Source organism: Rhodococcus sp. I2R (assembly GCF_020889545.1).
Taxonomy (GTDB): domain Bacteria; phylum Actinomycetota; class Actinomycetes; order Mycobacteriales; family Mycobacteriaceae; genus Rhodococcoides.
The window spans coordinates 16,132-39,306 of the sequence record NZ_JAHUTG010000003.1 but is presented as its reverse complement, the minus strand read 5'-3'; the positions used below and the strand labels follow the sequence as shown (position 1 = coordinate 39,306).

Genomic DNA, 23,175 nt, shown 5'->3' with positions numbered 1-23,175 from the left:
GGCGCGTCGACCATCTATTGGGAGCCGTCTCCGAAACCTGCCAGCAGTCCCGTGTAGCGCTTGGGGAGCGGGGTGGCGTATTCGTTTCTCTTGCCGGTGCGCAGCCCCATCGTCACGAGCGATTGCACAATCAGTGTCGCCGCGGCCACCCCGTCCACCACCGGCACTCCGATTTCCGAGGAGATGTGCTCGCACAGGTCCGCCATGCCTGCGCAGCCGAGGACGATCGCGTCGGATCGGTCCTGTTCGACGGCGTCGCGGCACGCCTCGGTGATGATCTTGCGGGCGTCGGGATCTGTCTCCAGTTCGAGAACCGGTATCTCACATGCGTGCACGCCGCCGCACCGCTGCGACATCCCGTAGTGGGCTACCAGATCCCAAGCACGACCGGTGGTTCGTTCGAGTGTGGTGACGACGGAGAAGGCGCGTCCGAGGAAACTCGCGGCGTGCATGGCAGCCTCGGCGATTCCGACGACCGGTCCGCGCGCCGCCTCGCGTGCGGCGTCCATTCCGGGATCACCGAAGCACGCGATGACGTAGCCGTCGGCGTTGCGCTGCTCGCCGAGTGCTATCTGTTCGAGGATGCCTGGAACGCTGAGCGCCTCGTCGACGTGCGATTCGATGGAGGCCGGCCCCATCGTCGGAGTGACCGCCTCGACGCGTGTGCCCGGGCCTGCGACGGCCCGGGCACACTGTTCGATCGTGGCGGTCATCGACGCCGTGGTGTTCGGGTTGATGACCGTGATGAGCACGTGCGCGTCCTATGCCTTCGCTGGGGTGTCGAGATGGTTCGTCACGGCGAGCCGGGTCCTGGTGGCCAGCACGTGGTAGAGCGCGAAGCCGACACCGCAGCCGATGAACCAGCTGTACTTCGAGACCGTCGACATACCGGCGATTTCCATGCCGTCGATAGCGCCGTTGAACAGCACGGGGAACATCGCGAGCAGAGCGCCGACGATGGTTGCGTAGACTGCGGCGGGGTTGTAACCCTTCGAGTACCAGTACTTTCCGGTCGGCGACATCGTGAACATATCGTCCACGTCGACCTTCTGTTTGCGCACCAGGTAGTAGTCGGCGATGAGCACACCGAACAGCGGCCCGATGAATGCGCCGAGTGTTTCGAGGGTGAGGTGAATGACCTCCGGATTGTTGTACAGGTTCCACGGCGTGATGAGGATCGAGCCGACGGCTGCGATCATTCCGCCTGCGCGCCAGCTGATCTTCTGTGGGCTGACGTTCGAGAAGTCGAAGGCCGGGGAGATGAAGTTGGCGACGATGTTGATGCCGATGGTGGCGATGGTGAAGGTCAACGCGCCGAGCACGATTGCGAAGGTGTTGTCGATTCGGGCGACGGTTTCCACCGGGTCGGTGATGAGCTCGCCGAACACGGGCAGCGTCAGGGACGCGGTGATGACGACCAGGATGGAGAATACGAGGAAGTTGACGGGAAGTCCGAGAAAGTTGCCCTTCTTCACTGCCGCATAGGATTTGCCGTAGCGGGAGAAGTCGCCGAAGTTGAGCATCGGGCCGGAGAAGTAGGAAACGACAAGAGCGATCGCGCCGAGCATCACCGGTACCGCACCGAATCCGGTGTACTGGACATCGCCGAGGGTCAGATCGATTGCACTCCAGCCGGCCTTGTAGATCAGGTATCCGCAGAGAATGAACATCACCACGTAGACGGCGGGGCCGCAGAAGTCGATGAACTTGCGGATCGATTCCATTCCGCGCCAGAACACCGCGGCCTGCAGTACCCACAGAAAGAGAAAGCTCGCCCAGCCGAGCGCGGACAATCCGGCGAATCCGTAGTCCGCTGTGATCGCATAGGGCGCGAGGGACGGAAAGAGTTTGATGAGAACGATATCGAGTGCGGCCGATGCCAGAAATGTCTGAATTCCATACCAGGCAACGGCGATGAGACCGCGAATGATCGCTGGAATGTTGGCGCCGAGGACGCCGAAGGATACGCGACACATCACGGGGTAGGGGACTCCCGTGGCCTGGCTCGGTTTCGCGACGAGATTGCAGAAGAAGTAGACGATGGAGATGCCCACGAGAAGGGCGACGAGGACCTGCCAGCTGGCCAGTCCAAGCGCGAACAGGCTTCCCGCGGTGACATATCCGCCGACGGAGTGCACGTCGGACATCCAGAATGCGAACAGATTGTACGAGGTCCACGACTGCTTCTTCAGTGGAGCGAGGTCTTCGTTGGTCAGTCGCGGGTCGTAGCTGTCCTTGATCAAGCCGCCGCCGACCGGATGGCCTGCGGCCTCGATCAAGTCGCCGGTCTGCGTCCCCGGGGTATTCGCTGTTTCTGTCATCGATGCTCCTGATGCTCGCGAAGTGCGTATCGAACGGTCCCCGTCATGGCGCGAAGACCGGCGAAACAAAAGGTAGCGACGAAGTATTGCCCCTGCGTGACGGAATGGATATATCTTTTGCCGTCAGTCGGGCGGTGATTCCGCGAGTAGTCCGGATTCCGACGATATGGACGAAATGACCGAGTTCAAGCGAGTCGAATGCTCCTGCGCGATGAGTAGCAGAGCGTCCGCGTCGCGCGCCAGAAACGCTTCCAGCATGGTGCGATGGTCGGAATGCAAACTCGCACGGTCGGAACCGGCCACCTGCACCATCGGCTGCACCGGCTCGGTGATGTTCCATGCCGCATCCAACATGTGCAGCAACCGCTTCATCCTCGACGGACGGGTCAGCGACATGTGGAATTCTCGGCTGCGACGGTGGTACTCACGCGGGTCGTCGGCCGTGATGGCCTCTTCGAGAAGGCGATCGGCTTCGATGGCTCGCGCCCGATCTTCGTCGGTGGCAAGTTCCACGGCCGTCGCGAGCGCTGCGGTTTCGAGTACCTCTCGGACGACGTACATCTCATGGAGCTCGGCCGAAGTCAGCTGTGCCACTGTGTATCCGAGATTGGGGCGATGGTCCACCAGCCCTTCGCCTATCAGAGTTTTCAGCGCTTCGCGAACCGGAATGCGACTGACGCCGAAGATCTCCGCGACCTCGTCTATCGGGACGGGTGTGTTGGGTGGGGCGTCACCGGAGAGGATCACCCGTCGTAGTTCGTCGAGTATCTTCGGCTGCCGTCCGCCGGGTTCGGCAATGCTCAACTTTGCAAGGAGTACCGATCGCCGACGTGGGGGCATGAGAGTCCTTTCGAGGAACGCACTGCACGCTAGCCCGGCCGTGTTTCGTCCGTGTGAAGCTGTGGGAAGACGCACTCCGATAGCATCGTTGTGGTGTCCTCGACCGAATCCATGCCCTTGGGCGAACACACGTGCTCGCAGGTGCGGCGAGAGAGAACCGTCGCTGTCCCGCTCGGCGCGTTCGAGCAACATGGACCCCATCTGCCGCTCGACACCGATACTCGGATCGCCGAGGCGCTTGCACGCAGACTGCCCGGCACCGTTCTCGCGCCGTCGATCGCCTACGGGGCGAGCGGCGAGCACGAGGGCTTTCCGGGGACCATTTCCATCGGCAGCGACGCGTTGCGGACGATTCTGGTCGAGTACGGCCGCTCGGCCTGCCGGTGGGCCGAGCGCGTGGTGTTCGTCAACGGTCATGGCGGAAACCTCGAGACACTGATTTCTGCGGTGACGCTACTGCGCTACGAGGGACGCGAGGTCGCCTGGTTGCCGTGTGCGGTCCCCGGCGCCGATGCGCATGCGGGTAGAACCGAAACCTCGCTGCTGCTCTGCCTTTCACCGGAGGTCGTGGACTTCGCTCGCGCCGAGGTCGGGAACACCGATCCCATCGAGGAGTTGCTCCCTCGCCTGCGTGCGGGCGGCGTCGCGGCGGTTGCGCCGAACGGGGTGCTGGGCGATCCTCGCGGTTCCACCGCAGCCGAGGGGGCGGCGATCCTGGCCCAAATGTGTGCGCGAAGCGTCGCTGCGCTGGGGCGATGGCAGCCCAACTCGAACGGAATGTTGGCTTGATCGACCGGTCTGCAAAAGGCCACCAAAACGGACGTAAGGTATGTTTCATAAATTCTCCGGCGCTGGCGAACACTTCGGCACGTTGTCCGTTTACCATCGTCTGATGGGTCAAGGTCGGTTGCCCGACGGCTTCGGGGTGCGAGTGGACCCACGTGTACGTACTTACTCCGACGGACGTGTCCTCATCGGCGGTTCGCCGAAGCGCATGCTCACCCTCGCGCCCACCGCGGCGGCCATGATCGGCGACGGATTCCTCGAGGTCACCGACTCGCAGTCGGCGCTCGTCGCGCGCAAGCTTCTCGACTCCGGCGTCGCCAATCCGCGACCGATGTCGATTCCGTCGCCGCGCGATGTCACCGTCGTGGTCCCCCTCAAGAACAACGCCTCGGGCCTGGTTCGGTTGCTGCCGGCCCTGCACGGTCTCGATGTCATCGTCGTCGACGACGGTTCCGACGAGCCGGTGACGGCACCGACTATCGCGTGGCCGGTCGGTGCCGTCACCGTCGTCAGGCATGAGGTCTCCCGCGGTCCAGCGGCTGCGCGCAACACCGGACTACGCAGTGCAAGAACTGATTTCGTGGCGTTCCTCGATTCCGACGTGGTTCCGCGCAAAGGATGGCTCGAGGTGATGCTCGGGCACTTTTCCGATCCCGCGGTCGCCCTGGTTGCCCCGCGCATCGTGGCGCTCGAGCCGGAGGGCAATGCGCTCGCCCGGTACGAGCACGCTCGATCCTCGCTGGATCTGGGCCGCCGCGAGGCCGCGGTGCGGGCCGGCAGCTCGGTGTCCTATGTACCGAGCGCGGCCATGCTCATTCGCCGCCAGGTGGCACTCGAGTGCAACGGCTTCGACGAGTCGTTGCACGTTGCCGAGGACGTGGACCTGTGCTGGAGACTTCAGGAAGCCGGCTGGCGGCTGCGCTACGAACCCGTCGCGCACGTCGCACACGATCATCGGGTGACGTTCGGGCGGTGGTTCGGGCGCAAACTGTTCTACGGCACCGGTGCGAGCCCCCTCGCTGATCGGCACCCGGGGATGGTGCCGCCGGTGTCGATGTCGCCCTGGACACTGGTGGCCTGCCTGCTCGCCGCAAGCTTCACCAAACTAGGCCTGTTGGGCGCTCTCGCGACCCTTGCCGTGACGATCGGCCGGCTGCGATCGATGTTCGCCGGGCTCGACCAGCCCACCCGCATCGCGGCAATCCTGGCCACCGAGGGCTTCGTCGGCGGCCTGTGGCAGTTGGCCTCGGCTCTGTGTCGTCACTATTGGCCCATCACGCTGATCGCGGTGGTGTTGTCGAGTCGAATTCGCAAGATCGCTCTGGGTTTTGCTGTGGCCGAGGCGATGTCGGATTGGTACAACCACCGCGAACTGGGTGGTCTCGATCCGGTTCGATACGCCTTCTTCAAGCGTATGGACGACATCGCGTACGGTACCGGCCTGTGGGTGGGGGCCTTCGAGGGGCGCAGCCTTCGAGCGCTGACACCCCGAATGGATACATGAGGGCTTCACGCGACCCGGATGTGCGCGACCCGGATGTGATCGTCGTGGGGGGTGGGTCCTGTGGATCGGTGGTGGCGGCACGGCTCAGTGAAGATCCGGACTGCACGGTCACCGTCGTCGAAGCGGGTCCAAGTTTTCGGTCGGCGGCGGAGTTTCCACCCGAGGTGATGGACGCGCGCGTGCTGCCTATCGGCCCGGGCAGTGAGTGGGTGGATTCCTACGCCGCGGAACTGACGTCCGCTACGGTGCGCACGGTCTCTCGGGGGCGCATCATGGGCGGCTCCGGCGCGATCAACGGGGCCTACTTCATCCGCGCACGCCCCGCCGATTTCGACGCCTGGCCGTCGTCCTGGTCGTTCGGCGATGTCCTTCCGTACTTTCGCGCACTCGAGTGCGATGTCGATTTCCGTGGCTACGTCCACGGCGCAGCCGGTCCCGTGCCGGTCTCTCGCACAGCGAGAGCATCGTGGTCGAGGTTGACAGAGAGCTTCGTCGGTGCGGCGCTCGCGGCCGGCTTCGAGTACGACGCGGACAAGAACGACCCCGGCCCGAGCGGGGGCGTAGGTCCGGTTCCGCGCAACACGATCGATGGCCGAAGAGTGAATGCCGCACTGGCATACTTGATTCCGGTGATGGGACGCCCCAATCTCGAGGTGCTCGGGCGAGCGACTGCCCTGAAGGTGGACATCGAGGGTGCTCGCGCGAGCGGCGTGACCATCACTCGGGACGGTGTTCTCTCGCGGTTGCGCGCGAACAGGGTGGTTCTGTGTGCCGGCGCTGTGCGGACGCCACAGCTGATGATGCTCTCCGGCCTCGGTCCGGCGAAAGAGCTTCGACGCCATGGCATCTCCGTCGTTCTGGATCACTCTCATGTCGGCCGCGGATTCAGTGACCATCCGGAAGTCGGTGTCTACTATCGACCTTCGGTCTTCGATACGTCCGGTGTCTGCTCCTCGCCCATCGAGGCTGTGCTGCACGTCGACGATCTCGAAATCCGTCCTTACGCAGCATCGTTCGACAGGTTCATCTCGGGTCTTCCCGCGGGCGATCCTATGGTGGGAGTCGGACTCATGCGACCGGACAGTCGCGGTGACATCACGCTCGCATCCGGGGATCCTTTCGACTCTCCGCGGGTTCGCTACCGCTATCTCGAGTCGGTCTCGGACAGGGCAGCACTCGAGCGGGGGATCGATCTCGTTCGAGAACTTCTGAATGGCTCGGCCGCCTCCGTCGATGTACGGGAGGAGGCGCTGGGGACCTCGCTGCATCTTTCCGGTAGTTGCGCCATGGGTGAGGGCGACAGCGTCCTCGACGAACGGTGTCGTGTGCGCGGCATCGACGGGCTCCATATCGTCGACACCTCGGCCTTCCCTCTGGTCCCCTCGCGGGGTCCGCACGCGACGGCGATCATGCTCGCCGAGCGGGCATCGGGGTTCGTCCGGGAGAACCCGGTCTAGATGGTGACGTGGGGTGGGCATTGCGGCCCCTGTGAGCTGCGTTACAGTAGGGGGAACGCTCCAGAAGGGGTAATTGGGTGATGACTGCAAGTGCGCCGAGACAAGGCAATCCCTGGGTCGCTGTTCGCCCTGGTGACGACGTCGATCTCCTCGCTCGCCGGGTCTCGACCGCTCACCGCTCGTTCGTCGAGGACAGGTCGTCCTCCGGCAATGTTCGGTCGGTCATCCTCGACTCCTGGCTCCGTAGCCGGATCAAGGGAGTCGATCCGGATGGCGGTAGCGAGCAGCCCGCGCTCTCGGGCGCCGAATTGGATCGGTATCGCGACGCCCACCCTATGGCGATCATCCGGCCGGTCATCCGGAAGCTGCTCGTCGAGGATGCCGCCGAAACCGGACTACTGGTCGCCATCTCCGACGCGGACGGTCGGCTGCTGTGGGTCGAGGGCGATACCGCGGCGAAGGATCGTGCGTTGTCGATGAACTTCGCCGAGGGAACGGACTGGAGCGAGGAAAGCAAGGGCACCAACGCGCCCGGCACTGCCCTCGCCGTCGACCACTGCGTACAGATCTTCGCGGCCGAACACTTCACGCGCACAGTGCACGAGTGGAGTTGCTCCGCTGCTCCCGTGCACCACCCCACCAGCGGGCACATTCTCGGAGCGATCGACATCACCGGCGGACCGCGCGTGGCCGTCCCCGAGGTGCTCTCGCTCATTCGGGCCACAGTGGCTGCCGCCGAGTCGGAACTGCGTGTGCACCTGATGAATTCACCGAAGTCTTTGGGAGACACCGCGCCACGTCTCGAGGTCCTGGGCTCCGGGCGGGCAGGTCTGGTGCGCGGCAGCGGCCGCCTCCCGCTGTCGCAGCGGCACGCAGAGATATTGCTGCTCCTGGCCGATCATCCCGAAGGGCTCAGCTCCGACCATCTTGCGGTGTTGCTGGATGAACAGGAACTCGATTCGGTGACCATCCGTGCGGAGATGTCGCGACTGCGCAAGACGTTCGGCTCCGCGGGACTTGCGTCGCGTCCGTACCGGCTGGTGGGGGAGCTGACCTCCGATGTCGGCGATATCCGTCGTGCCTTGGATCGGGGAGACGTCGAGTCTGCGCTGCGCATCTACACCGGGCCGGTGCTACCGGGTTCCTCGGCACCGGGCATCGAGGAGATCCGCGAGGAACTGCGTTCTCGAGTTCAGGCCGCGCTGCTGCGGGTCGGCGATCCGGTGCTGCTGGCGCAGTGGACGTCGTCCATCCATGGCCGCGCCGACATCATCGCGTGGGAAGCCTACCGCTCGACGCTGAGCCGAGATTCTGCACTGTACGGCCAGGTCAGCGCCCGGATAGACCTACTCGATCGGCAACTGGGCGTCTGAGCTTTTCCTGCACGCGGTGCAGCAACGTAGATGCAACGTTGCAGACTCTAGTGTTCTGAATCACACACAGTCACATCGAAGCATGTGTTGATCAGGAGGAGTCACCAAGATGACCGTCTACGCCCGTCCAGGTACCGCCGATTCCGTTATGTCCTTCCAGCCGCGTTACGAAAACTGGATCGGGGGCGAATGGGTGCCGCCGGTCAAGGGACAGTACTTCGAGAACCCCACCCCCGTTACCGGCGAGAACTTCTGCGAGGTTGCTCGCTCGACATCCGAGGACATCGAACTCGCACTCGATGCTGCACACGCAGCGGCACCCGCCTGGGGCAAGACGTCTCCAGCCGAGCGCGCAGTGATCCTCAACAAGATCGCCGATCGCATCGCCGAGAACCTCGAGTCCATCGCCCTTGCCGAGTCGTGGGACAACGGCAAGCCGATTCGCGAAACGCTCAACGCCGACATCCCGCTGGCCGCCGACCACTTCCGCTACTTCGCCGGATGCATCCGTGCGCAGGAAGGCTCGCTGTCCCAGATCGACGAAGACACCGTGGCATACCACTTCCACGAGCCCCTCGGCGTGGTCGGTCAGATCATTCCCTGGAACTTCCCGATCCTCATGGCGGTCTGGAAGCTCGCCCCCGCGCTGGCGGCAGGAAACGCGATCGTCCTCAAGCCCGCAGAACAAACACCGGCATCGATCCTGCACCTGATTTCGATCATCGGCGATCTCCTGCCGCCCGGAGTCCTCAACATCGTCAATGGATTCGGTGTGGAGGCAGGCAAGCCGCTCGCCTCGAGCCCTCGTATTTCGAAGATCGCGTTCACCGGTGAGACCACCACCGGACGACTGATCATGCAGTACGCCTCGCAGAACCTGATTCCGGTGACTCTGGAACTGGGCGGAAAGAGCCCCAACGTCTTCTTCTCCGATGTGCTCTCCGCCAACGACGACTACCAGGACAAGGCGCTCGAAGGCTTCACGATGTTCGCGCTCAATCAGGGCGAGGTCTGCACGTGCCCGTCGCGTTCGCTGATCCAGGCCGACATCTTCGACGAGTTCCTCGCTCTCGCCGCCATTCGTACCAAGGCCGTCCGTCAGGGTGATCCGCTCGACACCGAGACCATGATCGGCGCGCAGGCATCCAACGATCAGCTCGAGAAGATCCTCTCCTACATCGAGATCGGTAAGGGCGAGGGCGCTCAGGTCGTGACCGGCGGCGAGCGCGCACAGCTCGGCGGCGATCTCAACGGTGGTTACTATGTTCAGCCGACCATCTTCACCGGCAAGAACAACATGCGCATCTTCCAGGAGGAGATCTTCGGACCGGTCGTGTCGGTGACCTCGTTCAAGGACTACGACGAGGCGATCTCGATCGCCAACGACACCCTCTACGGGCTCGGTGCGGGCGTCTGGTCCCGTGACGGTGGCGTCGCGTACCGCGCTGGACGTGACATCCAGGCAGGCCGGGTGTGGACGAACACTTACCACCAGTACCCCGCGCACGCAGCTTTCGGCGGGTACAAGCAGTCCGGCATCGGGCGCGAGAATCACAAGATGATGCTCGATCACTACCAGCAGACCAAGAACCTTCTCGTCAGCTACGCCCAGAAGGCTCAGGGCTTCTTCTGATGAGCGACGGTCCGGCTTCGGCTCCGCCGTCGCGTCTACGGGCCACCGCCGAGGCGATGGAGCTTCTCCGTCGCCTCGGCGGCATTCACGGGGAACTGATGATGCATCAGTCCGGTGGATGCTGCGACGGATCATCGCCGATGTGTTATCCCACAGGCGAATTCATCGTTGGAGACCGGGACGTGCTGCTGGGTCTGTTGGATCTGCGTCTCGGCGTCGGCGAAGTGTCGCAGTCCCTCCCCGAGGGTGCGGATGCGGTGCCGGTCTGGATCTCGGGCTCGCAGTTCGAGGCATGGAAACACACGCAGATGATCCTCGACGTCGTACCGGGCCGCGGATCAGGCTTCTCGTTGGAAGTGCCCGAGGGTCTTCGCTTCCTGAGCCGCGGAAGGGCCTTCACCGAGGACGAAACCGCGATGCTTGCTCTCGACCCACCTCTGCTGGGTGCCGACTGGGAGCAGGGCCGCCGCCCAGCGGTGCCGGGTGAGGCCTCGGTGGTCGCCGAAGCTGCCGATGCCTGCCCGGTTCCTGGGTCCACACCACAACCGCCACTGGATGTGACAATCACAACTTGACGTAACTCTGCGTAGACAGATACCGGCCGGTCGTTGATTCTTGGACGGCAGAAATCGCATCGAAGTCTTTTCGGCGGTTCGGGTTTGTCTATGGCGGGGGCGTGCATGGAAATCAGTCGCAGACGATTGCTTCAAGCGAGCGCAATCATGGGGTTGGCCGGTGCGTCCTCGCTGCTGGCCGGTGGACGCCAGGTCGGGGCGGAACCTGTGCTCGGCGCGGCTTATCGGACGTTCGTCCCAGAGTTGTTCGATACGCCTCGTCGAGCGCCCGCGCACTCGGAAACGATCGTCATCGGGTCGGGCTTCGGTGCTGCCGTCGCGGCGCTGCGGCTTGCGGAGTCCGGTTCGGCGGTCACGGTGCTCGAACGCGGTGCGCAGTGGCCGCTCCATCCTCGCCGCCAGGTCTTCGCCAACGATTTCGCGCCGGACGGGCGGGCGTTCTGGCGTCGAGGCGGACTCGCACCGTTGACGGGACTGCCCAAAGTGCCGACCGATCTGTTCGGCGGAGTTTTCGACGTCACCGAGCACGGCTCGATCGATGTATGGCGGGCAGCTGCCGTCGGCGGCGGGTCTGTGGTTTTCACCGGAGTCATGATCGCGCCGGAGCGCAGATTCTTCGACGCGGTCTTCGGTTCCACCGTCTCCTACGACGAGATGAACTCGATCTACTACCCGCGGGTGCGCTCGGCGTTGCGTTTGTCGACCATGCCCGAGGATGTCTATCGGTCCGTTCCGTTCACGCATTCGCGGATATGGGACGAGCAGGTTCGACTGGCGGGCTACTCGCCATCACGAATCGACGGTATCTGGAACTGGGATGTGGTGCGCGCGGAGATCTCCGGGGCCTCGCGCCCATCCGCGATCGTCGGTGAATCGAACCTCGGCAACTCCAACGGGGCCAAGTTCGATTTGACTCAGAACTACCTCGCCGATGCCCAGCGCACCTCTCGCGCAACGATTCACGCCAGACACGAGGTCACCTCGATCGGGCGTGCATCCGACGGCCGATACGTACTCGAAGTCGACGTTCTCGATCCCGCCGCCATCGCGGTCGAATCTCGTACCCTCACTTGTGATCGACTCTTTCTCGGTGCCGGATCGATGGGCACATCCGAGCTACTCGTCACAGCCCGGGACACCGGAGCATTGCCCCGGTTGAACGAGCACGTCGGGCAAGGTTGGGGGACAAACGGTGACGCCGCTCTCGTCCGCGGCATGAGTCCCGAGGGCAACGGACTGGTTCAGGCCTCGCCGTCGGCCTCGCGCATATTCGACGAATCGGGAGCGCCAGTTACGCTGGAGAACTGGTACGTACCAGGATCACCCATCGATATGTCTCTCATCGGATCTCTTGGAATGGTGCTCGATCCGACTCGTGGAGAGTTCGTCTACGACCGCGATACAGGCGCAACGCGATTGCGCTGGCCCGAACGCGGCAACCGCAATGTCGAAGAGGCGTTGCGCGCGGTGCACACTCGGATCGCTCACCGGTCCAACATCGGCGTCGGATTCCCGATGCTCGGTGTGCCCGACGTCAACGCGACCTTCACCGCCCACCCTCTCGGCGGTGCCGTACTGGGACGGGCAACCGATGCGTTCGGTCGCGTGATCGGGTACGACGGTTTGTATGTCGTCGACGGTGCACTCGTTCCCGGTAGTACCGGAGCGGTCAATCCGTCTCTGACGATTGCCGCTCTCGCGGAGCGAAACATCGAGGAGATCATCGCAAGCGGACGATGACATGAAAGACGGTGACTTCAAAAACACCGGTAGCGAAATTCACGATTCCAACACGTCTGCCCCTACTTGCGAGCATCATGGACAGCGGCAGTTCCGAATCGCTCAGCGTTCGCCGTAATTCGCCCGTCATGTGTCCATGACCCGGCGCTTACACCGCGGGCCTATCTTGAGTCGATCGTTCAACCCGCAAGTAAGTATCTCGCTTCGAGAGGCCGGCAATGTCCGTCGAAAAACCAGCAATCATCCATCACGGCGGTGCCGACTCCCATGTGGAGGGCAGCGACTACCTGGCCAAACGTCAGTTGAAGAAGGGCACTGCCGGGTGGGTGCTGCTCGCCGGCCTCGGCGTCAGCTACGTCATCTCGGGTGACTACTCGGGGTGGAACTTCGGGTTGGAGCAAGGCGGGTTCGGCGGGCTCCTCATCGCCGCTGTGGTGATCGCAGCCATGTACCTGGCGATGGTCCTCGGTATGGCCGAGATGTCCTCGGCACTTCCGGCCGCCGGTGGCGGCTACACGTTCGCTCGAAGAGCGCTCGGTCCGTGGGGCGGATTCGCCACCGGCACGGCAATTCTCATCGAGTACGCGATCGCACCCGCAGCCATCGCGACGTTCATCGGGGCATACGTCGAATCGCTCGGACTGTTCGGAATCACAGACGGTTGGTGGGTCTATCTTGCGGTGTACGCAATCTTCATCGGTATCCACTTGTCCGGTGCCGGCGAGGCATTGAAGATCATGTTCGTCATCACCGCCATCGCGCTCGTCGGTTTGGTAATTTTCGCCTTAGCGGCCCTCGGTCAGTTCGAGGCATCGAACCTCACCGATATCGCGCCCGGCGACGCGGCCGGCGCGTCGAACTTCCTCCCGTTCGGTTACCTGGGTATCTGGGCTGCTGTTCCCTTCGCAATCTGGTTCTTCCTTGCCATCGAGGGTGTGCCCCTCGCTGCGGAGGAAGCGAAAGACCCGAGCAAGAACGTGCCGCGGGGCATCATCGCCGCGATGGTCATCCTGCTGATCACCGGTGCAACCGTATTGATCCTCGTCACGGGAGCAGGCGGGGCACAGGCGATGCAGGATTCGGGTAACCCACTCGTCGAGGCGCTCGGCGACGGGACGGCAGCGACGGTGGTCAACTACATCGGTCTGGCCGGACTGGTCGCGAGCTTCTTCTCGATCATGTACGCGTACTCGCGTCAATTGTTCGCGCTCTCGCGGGCCGGATACCTGCCGAATGTCCTGTCGATCACCAACTCGCGCAAGGCGCCGACGCTCGCACTCGTCGTCCCCGGCGTCATCGGCTTCCTGCTCTCGCTCACCGGACAGGGCGCGATGCTGCTCAACATGGCCGTCTTCGGGGCCGCAGTGAGTTACGTTCTGATGATGGTCAGCCACATAGTGCTGCGCCGCCGCGAGCCGCACATGGAACGCCCCTACCGCACACCAGGAGGCGTCGCGACCACGAGCTTCGCCCTGGTCATCGCTGCGCTGGCTGTCGTGGCAACCTTCCTGGTCGACAGTACGGCTGCGCTGTGGTGCCTCGGTGTCTTTGCCGCATTCATGCTGTACTTCGGCGTCTACAGTCGGCACCACCTCGTCGCGAACTCGCCCGACGAGGAGTTCGCTGCACTCGCGGAAGCAGAAGCCGAACTCGAATGAGCATCTACACACAGCAGGTGTCGGGAACCACCTACCGGTTCGACGGGTTGGTGGAGCTGATGGCGAAGGCGACGCCGCTGCGATCCGGGGACGAGTTGGCCGGGTGCGCAGCGGAGTCCGACGCCGAACGAGCCGCGGCCCAATGGGTGCTGGCCGATATCTCTCTCGATGTGTTCCTGCACGATCTCCTCGTACCGTACGAGAGTGACGAGGTCACCAGGCTGATCGTCGACTCGCACGATCGGGCAGCGTTCGAACCCATCTCGCATCTGACGGTCGGCGGCCTTCGGGACTGGCTGCTGAGCGTTGCGGCATCACCGGATTCGGCATCGGTGCTGCGGTCGGTGGCCGCAGGCCTGACGCCGGAAATGGTTGCGGCGGTGAGCAAGATCATGCGGAATCAGGATCTGATCGCGGTCGCTCGCGCCGCCGAGGTGACCTCTGCTTTCCGAACCACGATCGGATTGCCGGGAACGCTCAGCACCCGGCTGCAACCCAATCATCCGACCGACGATCCCCGCGGCATCGCCGCCGCCACCCTGGACGGGTTGCTGCTCGGGTCCGGCGATGCCGTCATCGGAATCAATCCCGCGACGGATTCGCCACACGCCACCTCGGATCTGCTGTACCTGCTCGACGAGATCCGTCAACGCTTCGAGATCCCGACGCAGTCGTGCGTTCTCTCCCACGTGACGACGACGATGGAACTGATCGACAAAGGGGTCCCGGTCGATCTCGTGTTCCAGTCCGTCGCCGGCACCGAAGGCGCCAATTCCGGTTTCGGAGTGCATCTGTCGCTGCTTCGCGAGGCCAACGAGGCGGGGCGGTCGCTGCACCGCGGAACCGTCGGCGACAACGTCATGTACCTGGAAACAGGCCAGGGATCCGCACTCAGTGCCGGCGCGCATCTCGGGACCGGTGGCAGACCCGTCGATCAGCAGACACTCGAGACGAGAGCGTACGCGGTGTGTCGCGATCTCGAACCGTTGCTGGTCAACACCGTCGTGGGCTTCATCGGACCCGAATACCTCTACGACGGAAAGCAGATCGTTCGCGCTGGACTGGAGGATCACTTCTGTGGGAAGCTTCTCGGCCTGCCGATGGGGGTGGACGTGTGTTACACCAACCATGCCGAGGCCGACCAGGACGATATGGACACGCTGTTGACGCTGCTCGGAACGGCCGGTGTTGCATTCGTCATCGCCGTTCCCGGAGCGGACGATGTGATGCTCGGATACCAGAGCCTGAGCTTCCACGACGTCTTGTACGTCCGGCAGGTGCTGGGTCTGACACCGGCACCAGAGTTCGCTGCCTGGCTCGATCGTCTCGGCATGGTGGACGCACGCGGCAGAATCCTCGAGGTCGACGCCCCGGGGTCACCACTGCGAGCTCTGACGGGGTCGAGATGAGCGAGAACAGCCCGCACACGCAATCAGCGGACTTCTGGGACGAACTACGCCTCAGTACCCAGGCACGCATCGGACTGGGACGGGCAGGGGACTCGTTGCCGACCCAGCGCGTACTGGAGTTCAGATCGGCGCATGCCGCAGCACGCGACGCGGTACACATGCCGCTCGAAACCGATGCGTTCGCAGCAGAGATCGAACGGGTGGGCATCGGCGCCCCCATTACGGTGACATCCCAGGCGAACTCGCGGGCGGAGTACCTGCGCAGGCCCGATCTGGGCAGGGTGCCCGAGGATCTGTCGGCCATCTCTGCGGGCGAGTTCGACCTGGGATTCGTTCTCAGCGACGGTCTTTCACCGCGAGCGCTGATGGATCACGGTGCGCCCATGCTCGAGGCGTTGGTTTCGGAACTGTCGCAGACGTACACGTGCGCTCCACCGGTGATCGCGACTCAGGCCCGGGTCGCGCTCGGTGATCACATCGCCGCCGCGATGGGGGTCCGCACCGTCGTCGTTCTCATCGGCGAACGCCCCGGCCTCTCGGTGGCGGACAGTCTCGGGATCTATCTGACGCACCTGCCCGGGCCGGGGAACTCCGATGCCGACCGCAACTGCATCTCGAACATCCATCCTCCGGACGGTCTGGGGTATCGGCAATCGGCGAAGATCGTGGCCGGTCTCGTCGCGGGCGCACGCAGGTTGGGCAGATCCGGCGTCGCCCTGAAGGACACTTCGCGGGCGGACACGCTCGATGCTTCGGCTGGTGGGAACACCCCGATTCGGGGGTAGTCGGCGGTGACGGGCGTCACTACCCTGGGGGCATGGAGTCTTCGAGCTACTCGTCCGGTCCGTCGTCCACGCCGCTGTTGACGGAGACGATCGGCGCGAACCTCGACCGCACGGCAGCCGAGCATCCGGGCCGAGATGCACTGGTCGATGTTCCGTCCGGTCGACGGTGGACGTATTCGGAGTTTCTCGCCGACGTCGAACTGCTCGCCGCCGGATTGCTCGTTGCGGGCGTCGGCACCGGCGACCGCGTCGGCATATGGGCGCCCAATTGCCCGGAGTGGGTCCTGACGCAGTATGCGACGGCAAAGATCGGCGCGATCCTGGTCAACATCAACCCGGCCTACCGCACCCACGAACTCGGGTTCGTTCTGAAGCAGGCCGGCGTGTCGCTGCTGCTGTCCGCGCAGGAGTTCAAGGGCTCGGACTATGCAGCCATGATCGAGGAGGCTCGCACCGACGCGCAGGCGCTGAGGCAGGTCGTGTTCGTCGGAAGCTTCGGGTGGGAGTTGATGACCGATCGAGGTCACCGCGCCCTCGCCGAGAATCCACGGATGGTTGCCGAGGTGCAGGACCGATTGACCGCGGACGATCCGATCAACATTCAGTACACCTCGGGCACTACCGGCTTTCCCAAGGGCGCGACATTGAGTCACCGGAACATCCTGAACAACGGTTACTTCGTCGGAGAACTCTGCCACTACACCGCTGACGATCGGGTGTGCGTCCCGGTGCCCTTCTACCACTGCTTCGGCATGGTGATGGGCAATCTGGCCTGCACTTCGCACGGTGCAGCGATGATCATCCCCAGCCCCGCATTCGATCCCGTCGCGACGCTGGAAGCCGTCCAGACCGAGAAGTGCACTTCGCTGTACGGGGTGCCGACGATGTTCATCGCCGAGTTGGCGGTGCCGGAGTTCGAGTCCTTCGACCTGTCCACCCTGCGTACCGGAATCATGGCGGGCTCGCCGTGCCCGACGGAGGTGATGAAGCAGGTCATCGAGCGGATGGGCATGACGGAGGTGTCCATCTGTTACGGGATGACCGAGACCTCCCCGGTGTCGTTGCAGACGCGCAGCGAGGACACCATCGAGCAGCGAGTATCGACAGTCGGTGCGGTGGGACCACACCTGGAAGTGAAGATCGTGGACCCCGTCGACGGTTCGACTTCGGCGCGCGGGGAGTCCGGGGAACTTTGTACGCGTGGGTATTCCGTGATGCTCGGGTACTGGGAGCAACCGGACAAGACCGCCGAGGCCATCGACGACTCGGGGTGGATGCACACCGGCGACATCGGGGTCATGGACGAGCTCGGCTACGTCAGCATCACCGGTCGCATCAAGGACATGGTGATCCGCGGCGGCGAGAACATCTACCCGAGGGAGATCGAGGAGTTTCTCTACACACACCCAGACGTCCTCGACGCACAGGTCGTCGGAGTTCCCGACGACAAGTACGGCGAGGAGCTGATGGTGTGGATCCGGATGCGAGAGGGCGCCGAGCCGTTGACCTCCGAGAGCGTTCGAGCTTTCGCCGCAGGCAAGTTGGCGCGCTACAAGATTCCCCGGTACGTCCACATCGTCGACGAGTTCCCGATGACCGTCACCGGGAAGGTGCGCAAGGTCGAGATGCGTGAGCGATCGATGGATTTGATCTGACCATGCACAACGTTGCCGTTCGTTCACAACACAAGCTTGGGTTGTAAACGAACGGTCGGGTTGTGACAACGGCTCGAGCGATACTGGACCCATGACCGAACCCCATCCCCCCGAACCCCAACCCCCCGAACCGCAGTGGATACCGTCGGCGGCAGATATCGACGTTGCCCGGATCACCGACTTCGCTCAGCGTGTGCAGGAGCGGCATCACGTCACGTTCGAGGACTACACGGGGTTGTGGGAGTGGTCCGTGGCGAACCTCGAGCAGTTCTGGCAGATGGTGTGGGACTACTTCGGCATCAGCTCGGAGACCGCACCGACTGCGGTTCTGAGCGAGTCCGGTATGCCCGGAGCGCAGTGGTTCCCGGGCGCGACGCTCAACTACGTCGATCAGATCGCCCGACACGCCAGCCGAGACACCGCAGCCATTCGCTATGTCCGTGAGGACGGGACGCGATCCCAGCTCACCTGGAGTGAGCTGTCCAGGCAGGTGGGTGCGTTGGCGCACACGCTGCGCGGCAGTGGGGTGAGCAGCGGTGACCGTGTCGTCGGCTACCTCCCCAACATCCCCGAGGCCGTGGTGGCTTTCCTGGCGACGGCGAGCATCGGTGCGATCTGGTCTGCCTGTGGACAGGATTATTCCGCCTCCGCTGCGCTCGACCGGTTGGGTCAGCTGAACCCGAAGGTGCTGATCACGGCCGACGGTTACCTCTACGGGGGCAAGTTCCGCGACAAGTCCGAGGACTTGCGGATGCTGCGCGACGGCTTGGCCACCGCCTCGACGATCCTGGTGGGCGAGCAGGTCGCCGAGGGATCGACCGATTGGGCGACGGCGACTGCGGGGGATCACGAGTGGGCCCCGGCTGCCGTACCGTTCGACCATCCGCTGTGGGTGGTGTTCTCGTCCGGCACGACAGGCTTGCCCAAGGGGATCGTGCACAGCCATGGTGGGGTGCTGCTCGAACACCTCAAAGCTGTTGCGCTGCAGTCGGACATCGGCCCAGATGACACGTTCTTCTGGTATACGAGCCCGAGCTGGATGATGTGGAACTTCCAGGTGTCGGGGTTGTTGGTGGGTTCGACGATCGTCTGCGCCGACGGCAACCCCGGTTACCCGGCGTCGGACGCTCTGTGGTCGATCGCTGCGGAGGAGGGTGTGACCTTCCTGGGTACCAGCCCCGGATACGTACTCTCGTGCATCAAGGCGGGTTCGCACCCCGCGCGCGAGCATGACCTGAGTGCCCTGCGGGGGGTCGGGATCACCGGCTCCAGCCTCCCGGCGTCCTCGTCGATGTGGTTGTCGGACCACGTGGGAGCAGACATTCCGGTGTTTTCGATCTCCGGTGGCACCGACGTCGTATCCGCATTCGCGGGGGGTGTGCGCACCATGCCGGTGTGGCCCGGTGAGCTCTCTGTGCCGTACCTCGGAGTGGCGCTCGATTCTTACGACGAGAACGGACGGCCCGTCCTCGGTGACGTCGGAGAACTCGTCGTCACGAAGCCGATGCCGTCGATGCCCGTGCGATTCTGGAACGACCCGGACGGGATTCGCTACCGCGACGCCTACTTCGACACGTTCCCGGGGATCTGGCGTCACGGCGATTGGATCACGCGCACGGAGCGGGGCAGCATCGTGGTGCACGGCAGATCCGATTCCACGCTCAACCGCAACGGTATTCGTATGGGTAGTGCCGATATCTATCAGGCGGTCGAACTGCTACCGGAGATCGTCGAATCCCTGGTGCTCGGAGTCGAGTCCGAGGACGGCGGCTACTGGATGCCGCTGTTCGTCGTCCTCACCGAGGGCACCGAACTCGACGATGCCCTACGGCAGAGGATCAACGGTGTCATCCGCGAGCACGCTTCACCGCGTCACGTTCCCGACGAGATCATCGCCGCGCCGGGGATCCCGCACACCCGGACCGGAAAGAAGCTCGAAGTCCCCATCAAGCGCATCTTTCAGGGCGGGGAGAGCGCCACGAGCCTGGACCGCAGTGCCGTCGATGTACCTGAATTAGTGGACTGGTACATCGAACGAGGACGCGATCACGACGAGGGGCGAGTCCACCGGGCCAGGTAGGCCTTCTCCTCCGCGGTGATTCTGCGCAGGGTTTCCGAGCCGACGTCGACCATCGCCATCTGCGTCGTCGCGACCACCGCGGGCGCGGAGTCGGTGGGTGCGTCTGCTGCGCGCACCTCGTATCCGATGGTGAAATCGACCGATCGCACCCGGTCGAACCACAGGGTGATGTTCAAGGGGCTGTCGCTGTGCCGAAGTGGCTTCTTGTAAGCGATGTTGACGTTCGCGATCAACGCGCTCTTGATCAGTGATTCGTTTGCATTTTCCTCGCTCAGCAGCCAGTCGATCCGAGCTTCCTCGAGGAGTGTGACCATGCGGGCGTGGTTGATATGGGCGAAGGCGTCCATGTCCGACCAACGGACCGAGACGCGGGCGGTATAGCCGATCTGGGGGCGTGTCACCGCACCACCGTCTCACGCCGCCGGTCCCGATACGTCCTTGTGTTCTAGAGTCCGGGTGTGCTGATCAGAAATGTGGTCCTGACTCCCGGCGACTGCGCGCTCGACGTGCAGACCGTCGGTGGTGCAATTGCCGAGATTTCTCCGGTGCAGCCGAACTCCCGCGCCATCGAGGGGGATGTGCTCGACGGCCGAGGTGCCGCGCTGCTCCCGTCCTTCGTCGACAGTCATCTTCACCTGACACAGTGGGCCGCGTCGCTCTCACGTATCGATGTCTCCGGGGCGGATTCCGCAGTCGATCTGGTCGACATTCTCGCGCGATCGAACGAGCGGCACGGGCATGGGATTCTCCGTGCGCAGGGTTTCCGAGACGCCCTGTGGTCGGATGCGCCGCACAAGGATCTGCTGCAGAACGCATTGCCGGGACGTCGAGCTGCCGTGACGAGCATGGACCTGCACACACTGTGGCTCAGTCCGTCCCTTCTTGCCGAGCTCGGCATCGATCACCCGACCGGGGTCTTGCGTGACCACGACTGCATGGAGGGGCTGAACGCACTCGACAAGCTGGCCGACACCGACGAGACCGACCGGGCCACGCTGGCGGCGACGGCAGAATTGGCCAGACGCGGCATCACAGCGGTGACCGATTTCGAGTACGCCGACAATCGAGCGGTGTGGAGCCGGCGATCGGAGATCGCCGCCCCGGCGGTCGACATCGACTGTGCGGTGTGGCCGGAATGGCTCGAACACGAGCTCGTCCTCGGCGCCGCCACCGGCGACATATTCGCCGAGCACGTCGCGCTCGGCCCGCTGAAAGTGATGTTCGACGGTTCGCTCAACACCCGAACAGCGTGCTGCCACGACCCCTATCCGGGCGGCGCGTCGACGGGACTGCTGCTCGAGACTCCCGAGGATCTGCACGCGATGATGGCACGGGCTCGCGGCGGGGGTATCCGTTCGGCGATCCATGCCATCGGTGACCGCGCGAACTCGCTCGCCCTCGATGCGTTCGAGTCGGTCGGTGGGGGTGGCCGCATCGAGCACGCACAGCAGCTGCTGCCGACAGATGTGGCTCGTTTCGCGAGGGCCGGGGTGACGGCCTCGGTCCAGCCCCAGCACGCCATGTCCGATCGGGACGTGGCCGACGAACTGTGGGGTGATCGTCGCTCGATTGCGTATCCGTACCGTTCGCTGCACCGTGCGGGTGCGCGCCTGCTCTTCGGTTCCGATGCGCCGGTGAGTCCGCCCGCGCCGTTGGACGCCGTCGCCGACGCGGTGTGGCGCACCGACGACGAGCGGGCTGCGTGGCGTGCGGACGAGGCGCTGGCGCTCGATGTCGCACTGACGGCCGCCTGTGGGGGCCGAGCAGCGGTCGAGGTGGGTGCGGCCGCCGACTTGGTCCTTCTGGCCGAGCACCCGGCTCTGCTGGTCAACAACGACCTCCGCGCAGTCGAAGTCCGCGGCACGATACGAGCGGGCAGGCTCACGTTCGACGGTGAAGCGCAATGACGGCGGCCGGCTCCGAGCCAGGGGACTGGCGCATCTACGACGGCACGGCTCTCCCAGCTCCGTTGGCTGCCGCGCTCGCTGCATTCGTCGAGCAGGGATATCACGGCACATCCGTCCGAGACATCGCCGCCCGCGCCGGACTGTCGGTCCCCGGTCTCTATCACCACTACCCGTCCAAGCAGGCGCTGCTCGTCGGGCTCATGAACGCCGCCATGGACGAGTTGCTGCGGCGCTCGGAGGACGCGCAAGCGCAGGCGGGATCGTCACCTCGCTCGCGGTTCGACGCCGTCGTCGAGTCCCTGCTTCTGTTCCACATGCACAGGCGTGATCAGGCCTTCCTCGGCTCGACCGAGATACGCAGCCTCGAGCCCGAGAACCGAGAGCGCTACGTCGGCCGTCGCGACGAGCAGCAGCGCATGCTCGACGCCATCGTCCGGGCCGGGATCGACAGCGGAGACTTCGAGTTGGACGATGCCGAGGATGCCTCGCGTGCGGTGACCACCATGTGCGTCGGGGTGGCCGGCTGGTACCGACCGGACGGAGCGTTGGAACCCGATGAGCTCGTCCGCATCTATCTCGGAATCGCGCGGCGAATCGTGGGGGTCGGTGTCGGGTCCGCCGGGTAACGTTTGCGTTCATGGGATCCTTCGCTGACACCGACGTCCGGAACTTCCTCGGCCAGGGCACGCGGACCGGCAAACTCGGCTGGGTTGCCGCCGATGGACGCCCACTCGTCGCACCGGTGTGGTTCATCCTCGAGGACGAGACGATCGTGTTCAACACCGGTGCCGATACGGCCAAGGGGCGCGCGATCGCGCGCGACCCGCGCCTGGTGTTGACCGTCGATCTCGAAACACCTCCGTATGCGTTCGTCCAGGTTCAGGGGGTGGCCGAGACGTCCGAGGATCCGCAGGAGCTGGTGCGTACCGCGACGGCGATCGGCGGTCGATACATGGGTGCCGATCGCGCCGAGGAGTTCGGCAAGCGCAACGGTGTCCCTGGCGAACTGGTTGTTCGGATCCGACCGACGAAGGTGATCGCGTCACTCGACATGACCGCCTGAGGCGGCTGGCGTTTTGGTCAACCAGAAGCGGTGCCCTGTAGATTGGACCAGTGATTGCTCGGGACGACAGGGGAAGGACCGCTCCAGTGTTCGCACGCGCGCGGCGGACGTCTCGAACCAGAATCTCCGGTTCTGCAGCGCAGCCGGACCAGCCGCTATGGCAAATTCGTTGCCACCTGTAACGATCGACCTGCTCATCGAAGATATACCGAAGAGTAACTTCAATCGTCCCGGAGTGGCAGTTCGTTCCAATTGTGACAAAGACTTAGGTTTGTGTGTTCGGTGCTCGAACGGTGTCAGTGACACCGAGCGAGGGCGTGTGATTGTGGGAAAGAGAGGATTCGATTGGACCCGCTAGGTAGGGATGAATCAGCCAACGGCGGAGCTTC

General features: G+C 64.1%; 19 protein-coding genes. 15 read left to right on the top strand and 4 right to left on the bottom strand.

Annotated elements, in window-relative coordinates; translation table 11 throughout:
- Positions 1-14: 14 nt before the first annotated feature.
- From KVY23_RS03365 to KVY23_RS03355, 3 genes are all read right to left on the bottom strand, one after another.
- On the bottom strand, positions 15-752 hold the full coding sequence (locus tag KVY23_RS03365; protein ID WP_230555298.1) for an aspartate/glutamate racemase family protein: 738 nt from the start codon (positions 750-752) through the stop codon (positions 15-17).
- A 9-nt stretch (positions 753-761) separates the two neighbouring features.
- Complete coding sequence (locus KVY23_RS03360) at positions 762-2,321, bottom strand: NCS1 family nucleobase:cation symporter-1 (protein WP_230555297.1); 1,560 nt, start codon at positions 2,319-2,321, stop codon at positions 762-764.
- Positions 2,322-2,444: 123 nt separating this feature from the next.
- A complete protein-coding gene (locus tag KVY23_RS03355; protein ID WP_206509613.1) occupies positions 2,445-3,161 on the bottom strand; it encodes a GntR family transcriptional regulator in 717 nt (238 codons plus the stop codon).
- Between the two features lie 111 nt (positions 3,162-3,272).
- On the opposite strand from KVY23_RS03355, the gene mftE reads away from it, so the two are divergent.
- From mftE to KVY23_RS03295, 12 genes are all read left to right on the top strand, one after another.
- Positions 3,273-3,950 carry a mycofactocin biosynthesis peptidyl-dipeptidase MftE gene (gene mftE / locus KVY23_RS03350; protein WP_230555492.1) on the top strand — a complete coding sequence of 226 codons (678 nt, stop codon included), beginning with the start codon at positions 3,273-3,275 and terminating at the stop codon, positions 3,948-3,950.
- Between the two features lie 103 nt (positions 3,951-4,053).
- Complete coding sequence (gene mftF, locus KVY23_RS03345; protein ID WP_230555296.1) at positions 4,054-5,451, top strand: mycofactocin biosynthesis glycosyltransferase MftF; 1,398 nt, start codon at positions 4,054-4,056, stop codon at positions 5,449-5,451.
- Positions 5,448-6,908 carry a mycofactocin system GMC family oxidoreductase MftG gene (gene mftG, locus KVY23_RS03340; RefSeq protein ID WP_230555295.1) on the top strand — a complete coding sequence of 487 codons (1,461 nt, stop codon included), beginning with the start codon at positions 5,448-5,450 and terminating at the stop codon, positions 6,906-6,908. The genes mftF and mftG overlap by 4 nt, the downstream gene beginning before the upstream one ends.
- An 80-nt stretch (positions 6,909-6,988) precedes the next feature.
- Positions 6,989-8,281 carry a transcriptional regulator gene (locus tag KVY23_RS03335; RefSeq protein WP_230555491.1) on the top strand — a complete coding sequence of 431 codons (1,293 nt, stop codon included), beginning with the start codon at positions 6,989-6,991 and terminating at the stop codon, positions 8,279-8,281.
- 109 nt (positions 8,282-8,390) lie between these two features.
- On the top strand, positions 8,391-9,914 hold the full coding sequence (locus tag KVY23_RS03330) for an aldehyde dehydrogenase family protein (protein ID WP_230555294.1): 1,524 nt from the start codon (positions 8,391-8,393) through the stop codon (positions 9,912-9,914).
- Complete coding sequence (locus KVY23_RS03325) at positions 9,914-10,489, top strand: DUF779 domain-containing protein (protein ID WP_230555293.1); 576 nt, start codon at positions 9,914-9,916, stop codon at positions 10,487-10,489. Before KVY23_RS03330 ends, KVY23_RS03325 begins: the two co-directional genes overlap by 1 nt.
- Positions 10,490-10,594: 105 nt before the next feature.
- Positions 10,595-12,229, top strand: a complete 1,635-nt coding sequence (locus KVY23_RS03320; protein WP_230555292.1) for a GMC oxidoreductase — start codon at positions 10,595-10,597, stop codon at positions 12,227-12,229.
- 218 nt (positions 12,230-12,447) lie between these two features.
- The gene (eat, locus tag KVY23_RS03315; protein WP_230555291.1) at positions 12,448-13,887 is read left to right on the top strand and encodes an ethanolamine permease; all 1,440 of its coding nucleotides are present in this window, start codon (positions 12,448-12,450) and stop codon (positions 13,885-13,887) included.
- Positions 13,884-15,296 carry an ethanolamine ammonia-lyase subunit EutB gene (locus tag KVY23_RS03310; protein ID WP_206509618.1) on the top strand — a complete coding sequence of 471 codons (1,413 nt, stop codon included), beginning with the start codon at positions 13,884-13,886 and terminating at the stop codon, positions 15,294-15,296. Before eat ends, KVY23_RS03310 begins: the two co-directional genes overlap by 4 nt.
- The gene (gene eutC / locus KVY23_RS03305) at positions 15,293-16,081 is read left to right on the top strand and encodes an ethanolamine ammonia-lyase subunit EutC (RefSeq protein WP_230555290.1); all 789 of its coding nucleotides are present in this window, start codon (positions 15,293-15,295) and stop codon (positions 16,079-16,081) included. The genes KVY23_RS03310 and eutC overlap by 4 nt, the downstream gene beginning before the upstream one ends.
- Before the next feature lie 32 nt (positions 16,082-16,113).
- Entirely contained in the window at positions 16,114-17,736 is a 1,623-nt protein-coding gene (locus KVY23_RS03300; RefSeq protein WP_230555289.1) for an AMP-binding protein, read from the top strand.
- Positions 17,737-17,827: 91 nt separating this feature from the next.
- Positions 17,828-19,816: an acetoacetate--CoA ligase gene (locus KVY23_RS03295; protein WP_230555288.1), complete on the top strand. Its 1,989-nt coding sequence runs from the start codon at positions 17,828-17,830 to the stop codon at positions 19,814-19,816.
- Here the strand turns inward: KVY23_RS03295 and KVY23_RS03290 are convergent.
- Positions 19,783-20,217 (bottom strand): thioesterase family protein, encoded by a 435-nt coding sequence (locus KVY23_RS03290; protein ID WP_269419126.1) that lies wholly within the window; start codon positions 20,215-20,217, stop codon positions 19,783-19,785. The genes KVY23_RS03295 and KVY23_RS03290 overlap by 34 nt on opposite strands.
- 57 nt (positions 20,218-20,274) lie before the next feature.
- Here KVY23_RS03290 and KVY23_RS03285 point away from each other — a divergent pair, with 57 nt between their 5' ends.
- From KVY23_RS03285 to KVY23_RS03275, 3 genes are read left to right on the top strand one after another with little or no spacing between them, the layout of a single operon-like run.
- Positions 20,275-21,723 carry an amidohydrolase gene (locus KVY23_RS03285; RefSeq protein ID WP_230555287.1) on the top strand — a complete coding sequence of 483 codons (1,449 nt, stop codon included), beginning with the start codon at positions 20,275-20,277 and terminating at the stop codon, positions 21,721-21,723.
- Entirely contained in the window at positions 21,720-22,349 is a 630-nt protein-coding gene (locus tag KVY23_RS03280; RefSeq protein WP_230555286.1) for a TetR/AcrR family transcriptional regulator, read from the top strand. The genes KVY23_RS03285 and KVY23_RS03280 overlap by 4 nt, the downstream gene beginning before the upstream one ends.
- An 11-nt stretch (positions 22,350-22,360) precedes the next feature.
- Positions 22,361-22,786: a PPOX class F420-dependent oxidoreductase gene (locus KVY23_RS03275; RefSeq protein WP_206511370.1), complete on the top strand. Its 426-nt coding sequence runs from the start codon at positions 22,361-22,363 to the stop codon at positions 22,784-22,786.
- The last annotated feature ends 389 nt before the right edge of the window (positions 22,787-23,175 follow it).

Coding starts and splice junctions, on each gene's coding strand:
- KVY23_RS03360 (WP_230555297.1), bottom strand. CDS start 2,321: ATGACAGAAACAGCGAATACCCCGGGGACGCAGACCGGCGACTTGATC.
- KVY23_RS03355 (WP_206509613.1), bottom strand. CDS start 3,161: ATGCCCCCACGTCGGCGATCGGTACTCCTTGCAAAGTTGAGCATTGCC.
- mftE (WP_230555492.1), top strand. CDS start 3,273: ATGCCCTTGGGCGAACACACGTGCTCGCAGGTGCGGCGAGAGAGAACC.
- mftF (WP_230555296.1), top strand. CDS start 4,054: ATGGGTCAAGGTCGGTTGCCCGACGGCTTCGGGGTGCGAGTGGACCCA.
- mftG (WP_230555295.1), top strand. CDS start 5,448: ATGAGGGCTTCACGCGACCCGGATGTGCGCGACCCGGATGTGATCGTC.
- KVY23_RS03335 (WP_230555491.1), top strand. CDS start 6,989: ATGACTGCAAGTGCGCCGAGACAAGGCAATCCCTGGGTCGCTGTTCGC.
- KVY23_RS03330 (WP_230555294.1), top strand. CDS start 8,391: ATGACCGTCTACGCCCGTCCAGGTACCGCCGATTCCGTTATGTCCTTC.
- KVY23_RS03325 (WP_230555293.1), top strand. CDS start 9,914: ATGAGCGACGGTCCGGCTTCGGCTCCGCCGTCGCGTCTACGGGCCACC.
- KVY23_RS03320 (WP_230555292.1), top strand. CDS start 10,595: ATGGAAATCAGTCGCAGACGATTGCTTCAAGCGAGCGCAATCATGGGG.
- eat (WP_230555291.1), top strand. CDS start 12,448: ATGTCCGTCGAAAAACCAGCAATCATCCATCACGGCGGTGCCGACTCC.
- KVY23_RS03310 (WP_206509618.1), top strand. CDS start 13,884: ATGAGCATCTACACACAGCAGGTGTCGGGAACCACCTACCGGTTCGAC.
- eutC (WP_230555290.1), top strand. CDS start 15,293: ATGAGCGAGAACAGCCCGCACACGCAATCAGCGGACTTCTGGGACGAA.
- KVY23_RS03300 (WP_230555289.1), top strand. CDS start 16,114: ATGGAGTCTTCGAGCTACTCGTCCGGTCCGTCGTCCACGCCGCTGTTG.
- KVY23_RS03295 (WP_230555288.1), top strand. CDS start 17,828: ATGACCGAACCCCATCCCCCCGAACCCCAACCCCCCGAACCGCAGTGG.
- KVY23_RS03280 (WP_230555286.1), top strand. CDS start 21,720: ATGACGGCGGCCGGCTCCGAGCCAGGGGACTGGCGCATCTACGACGGC.
- KVY23_RS03275 (WP_206511370.1), top strand. CDS start 22,361: ATGGGATCCTTCGCTGACACCGACGTCCGGAACTTCCTCGGCCAGGGC.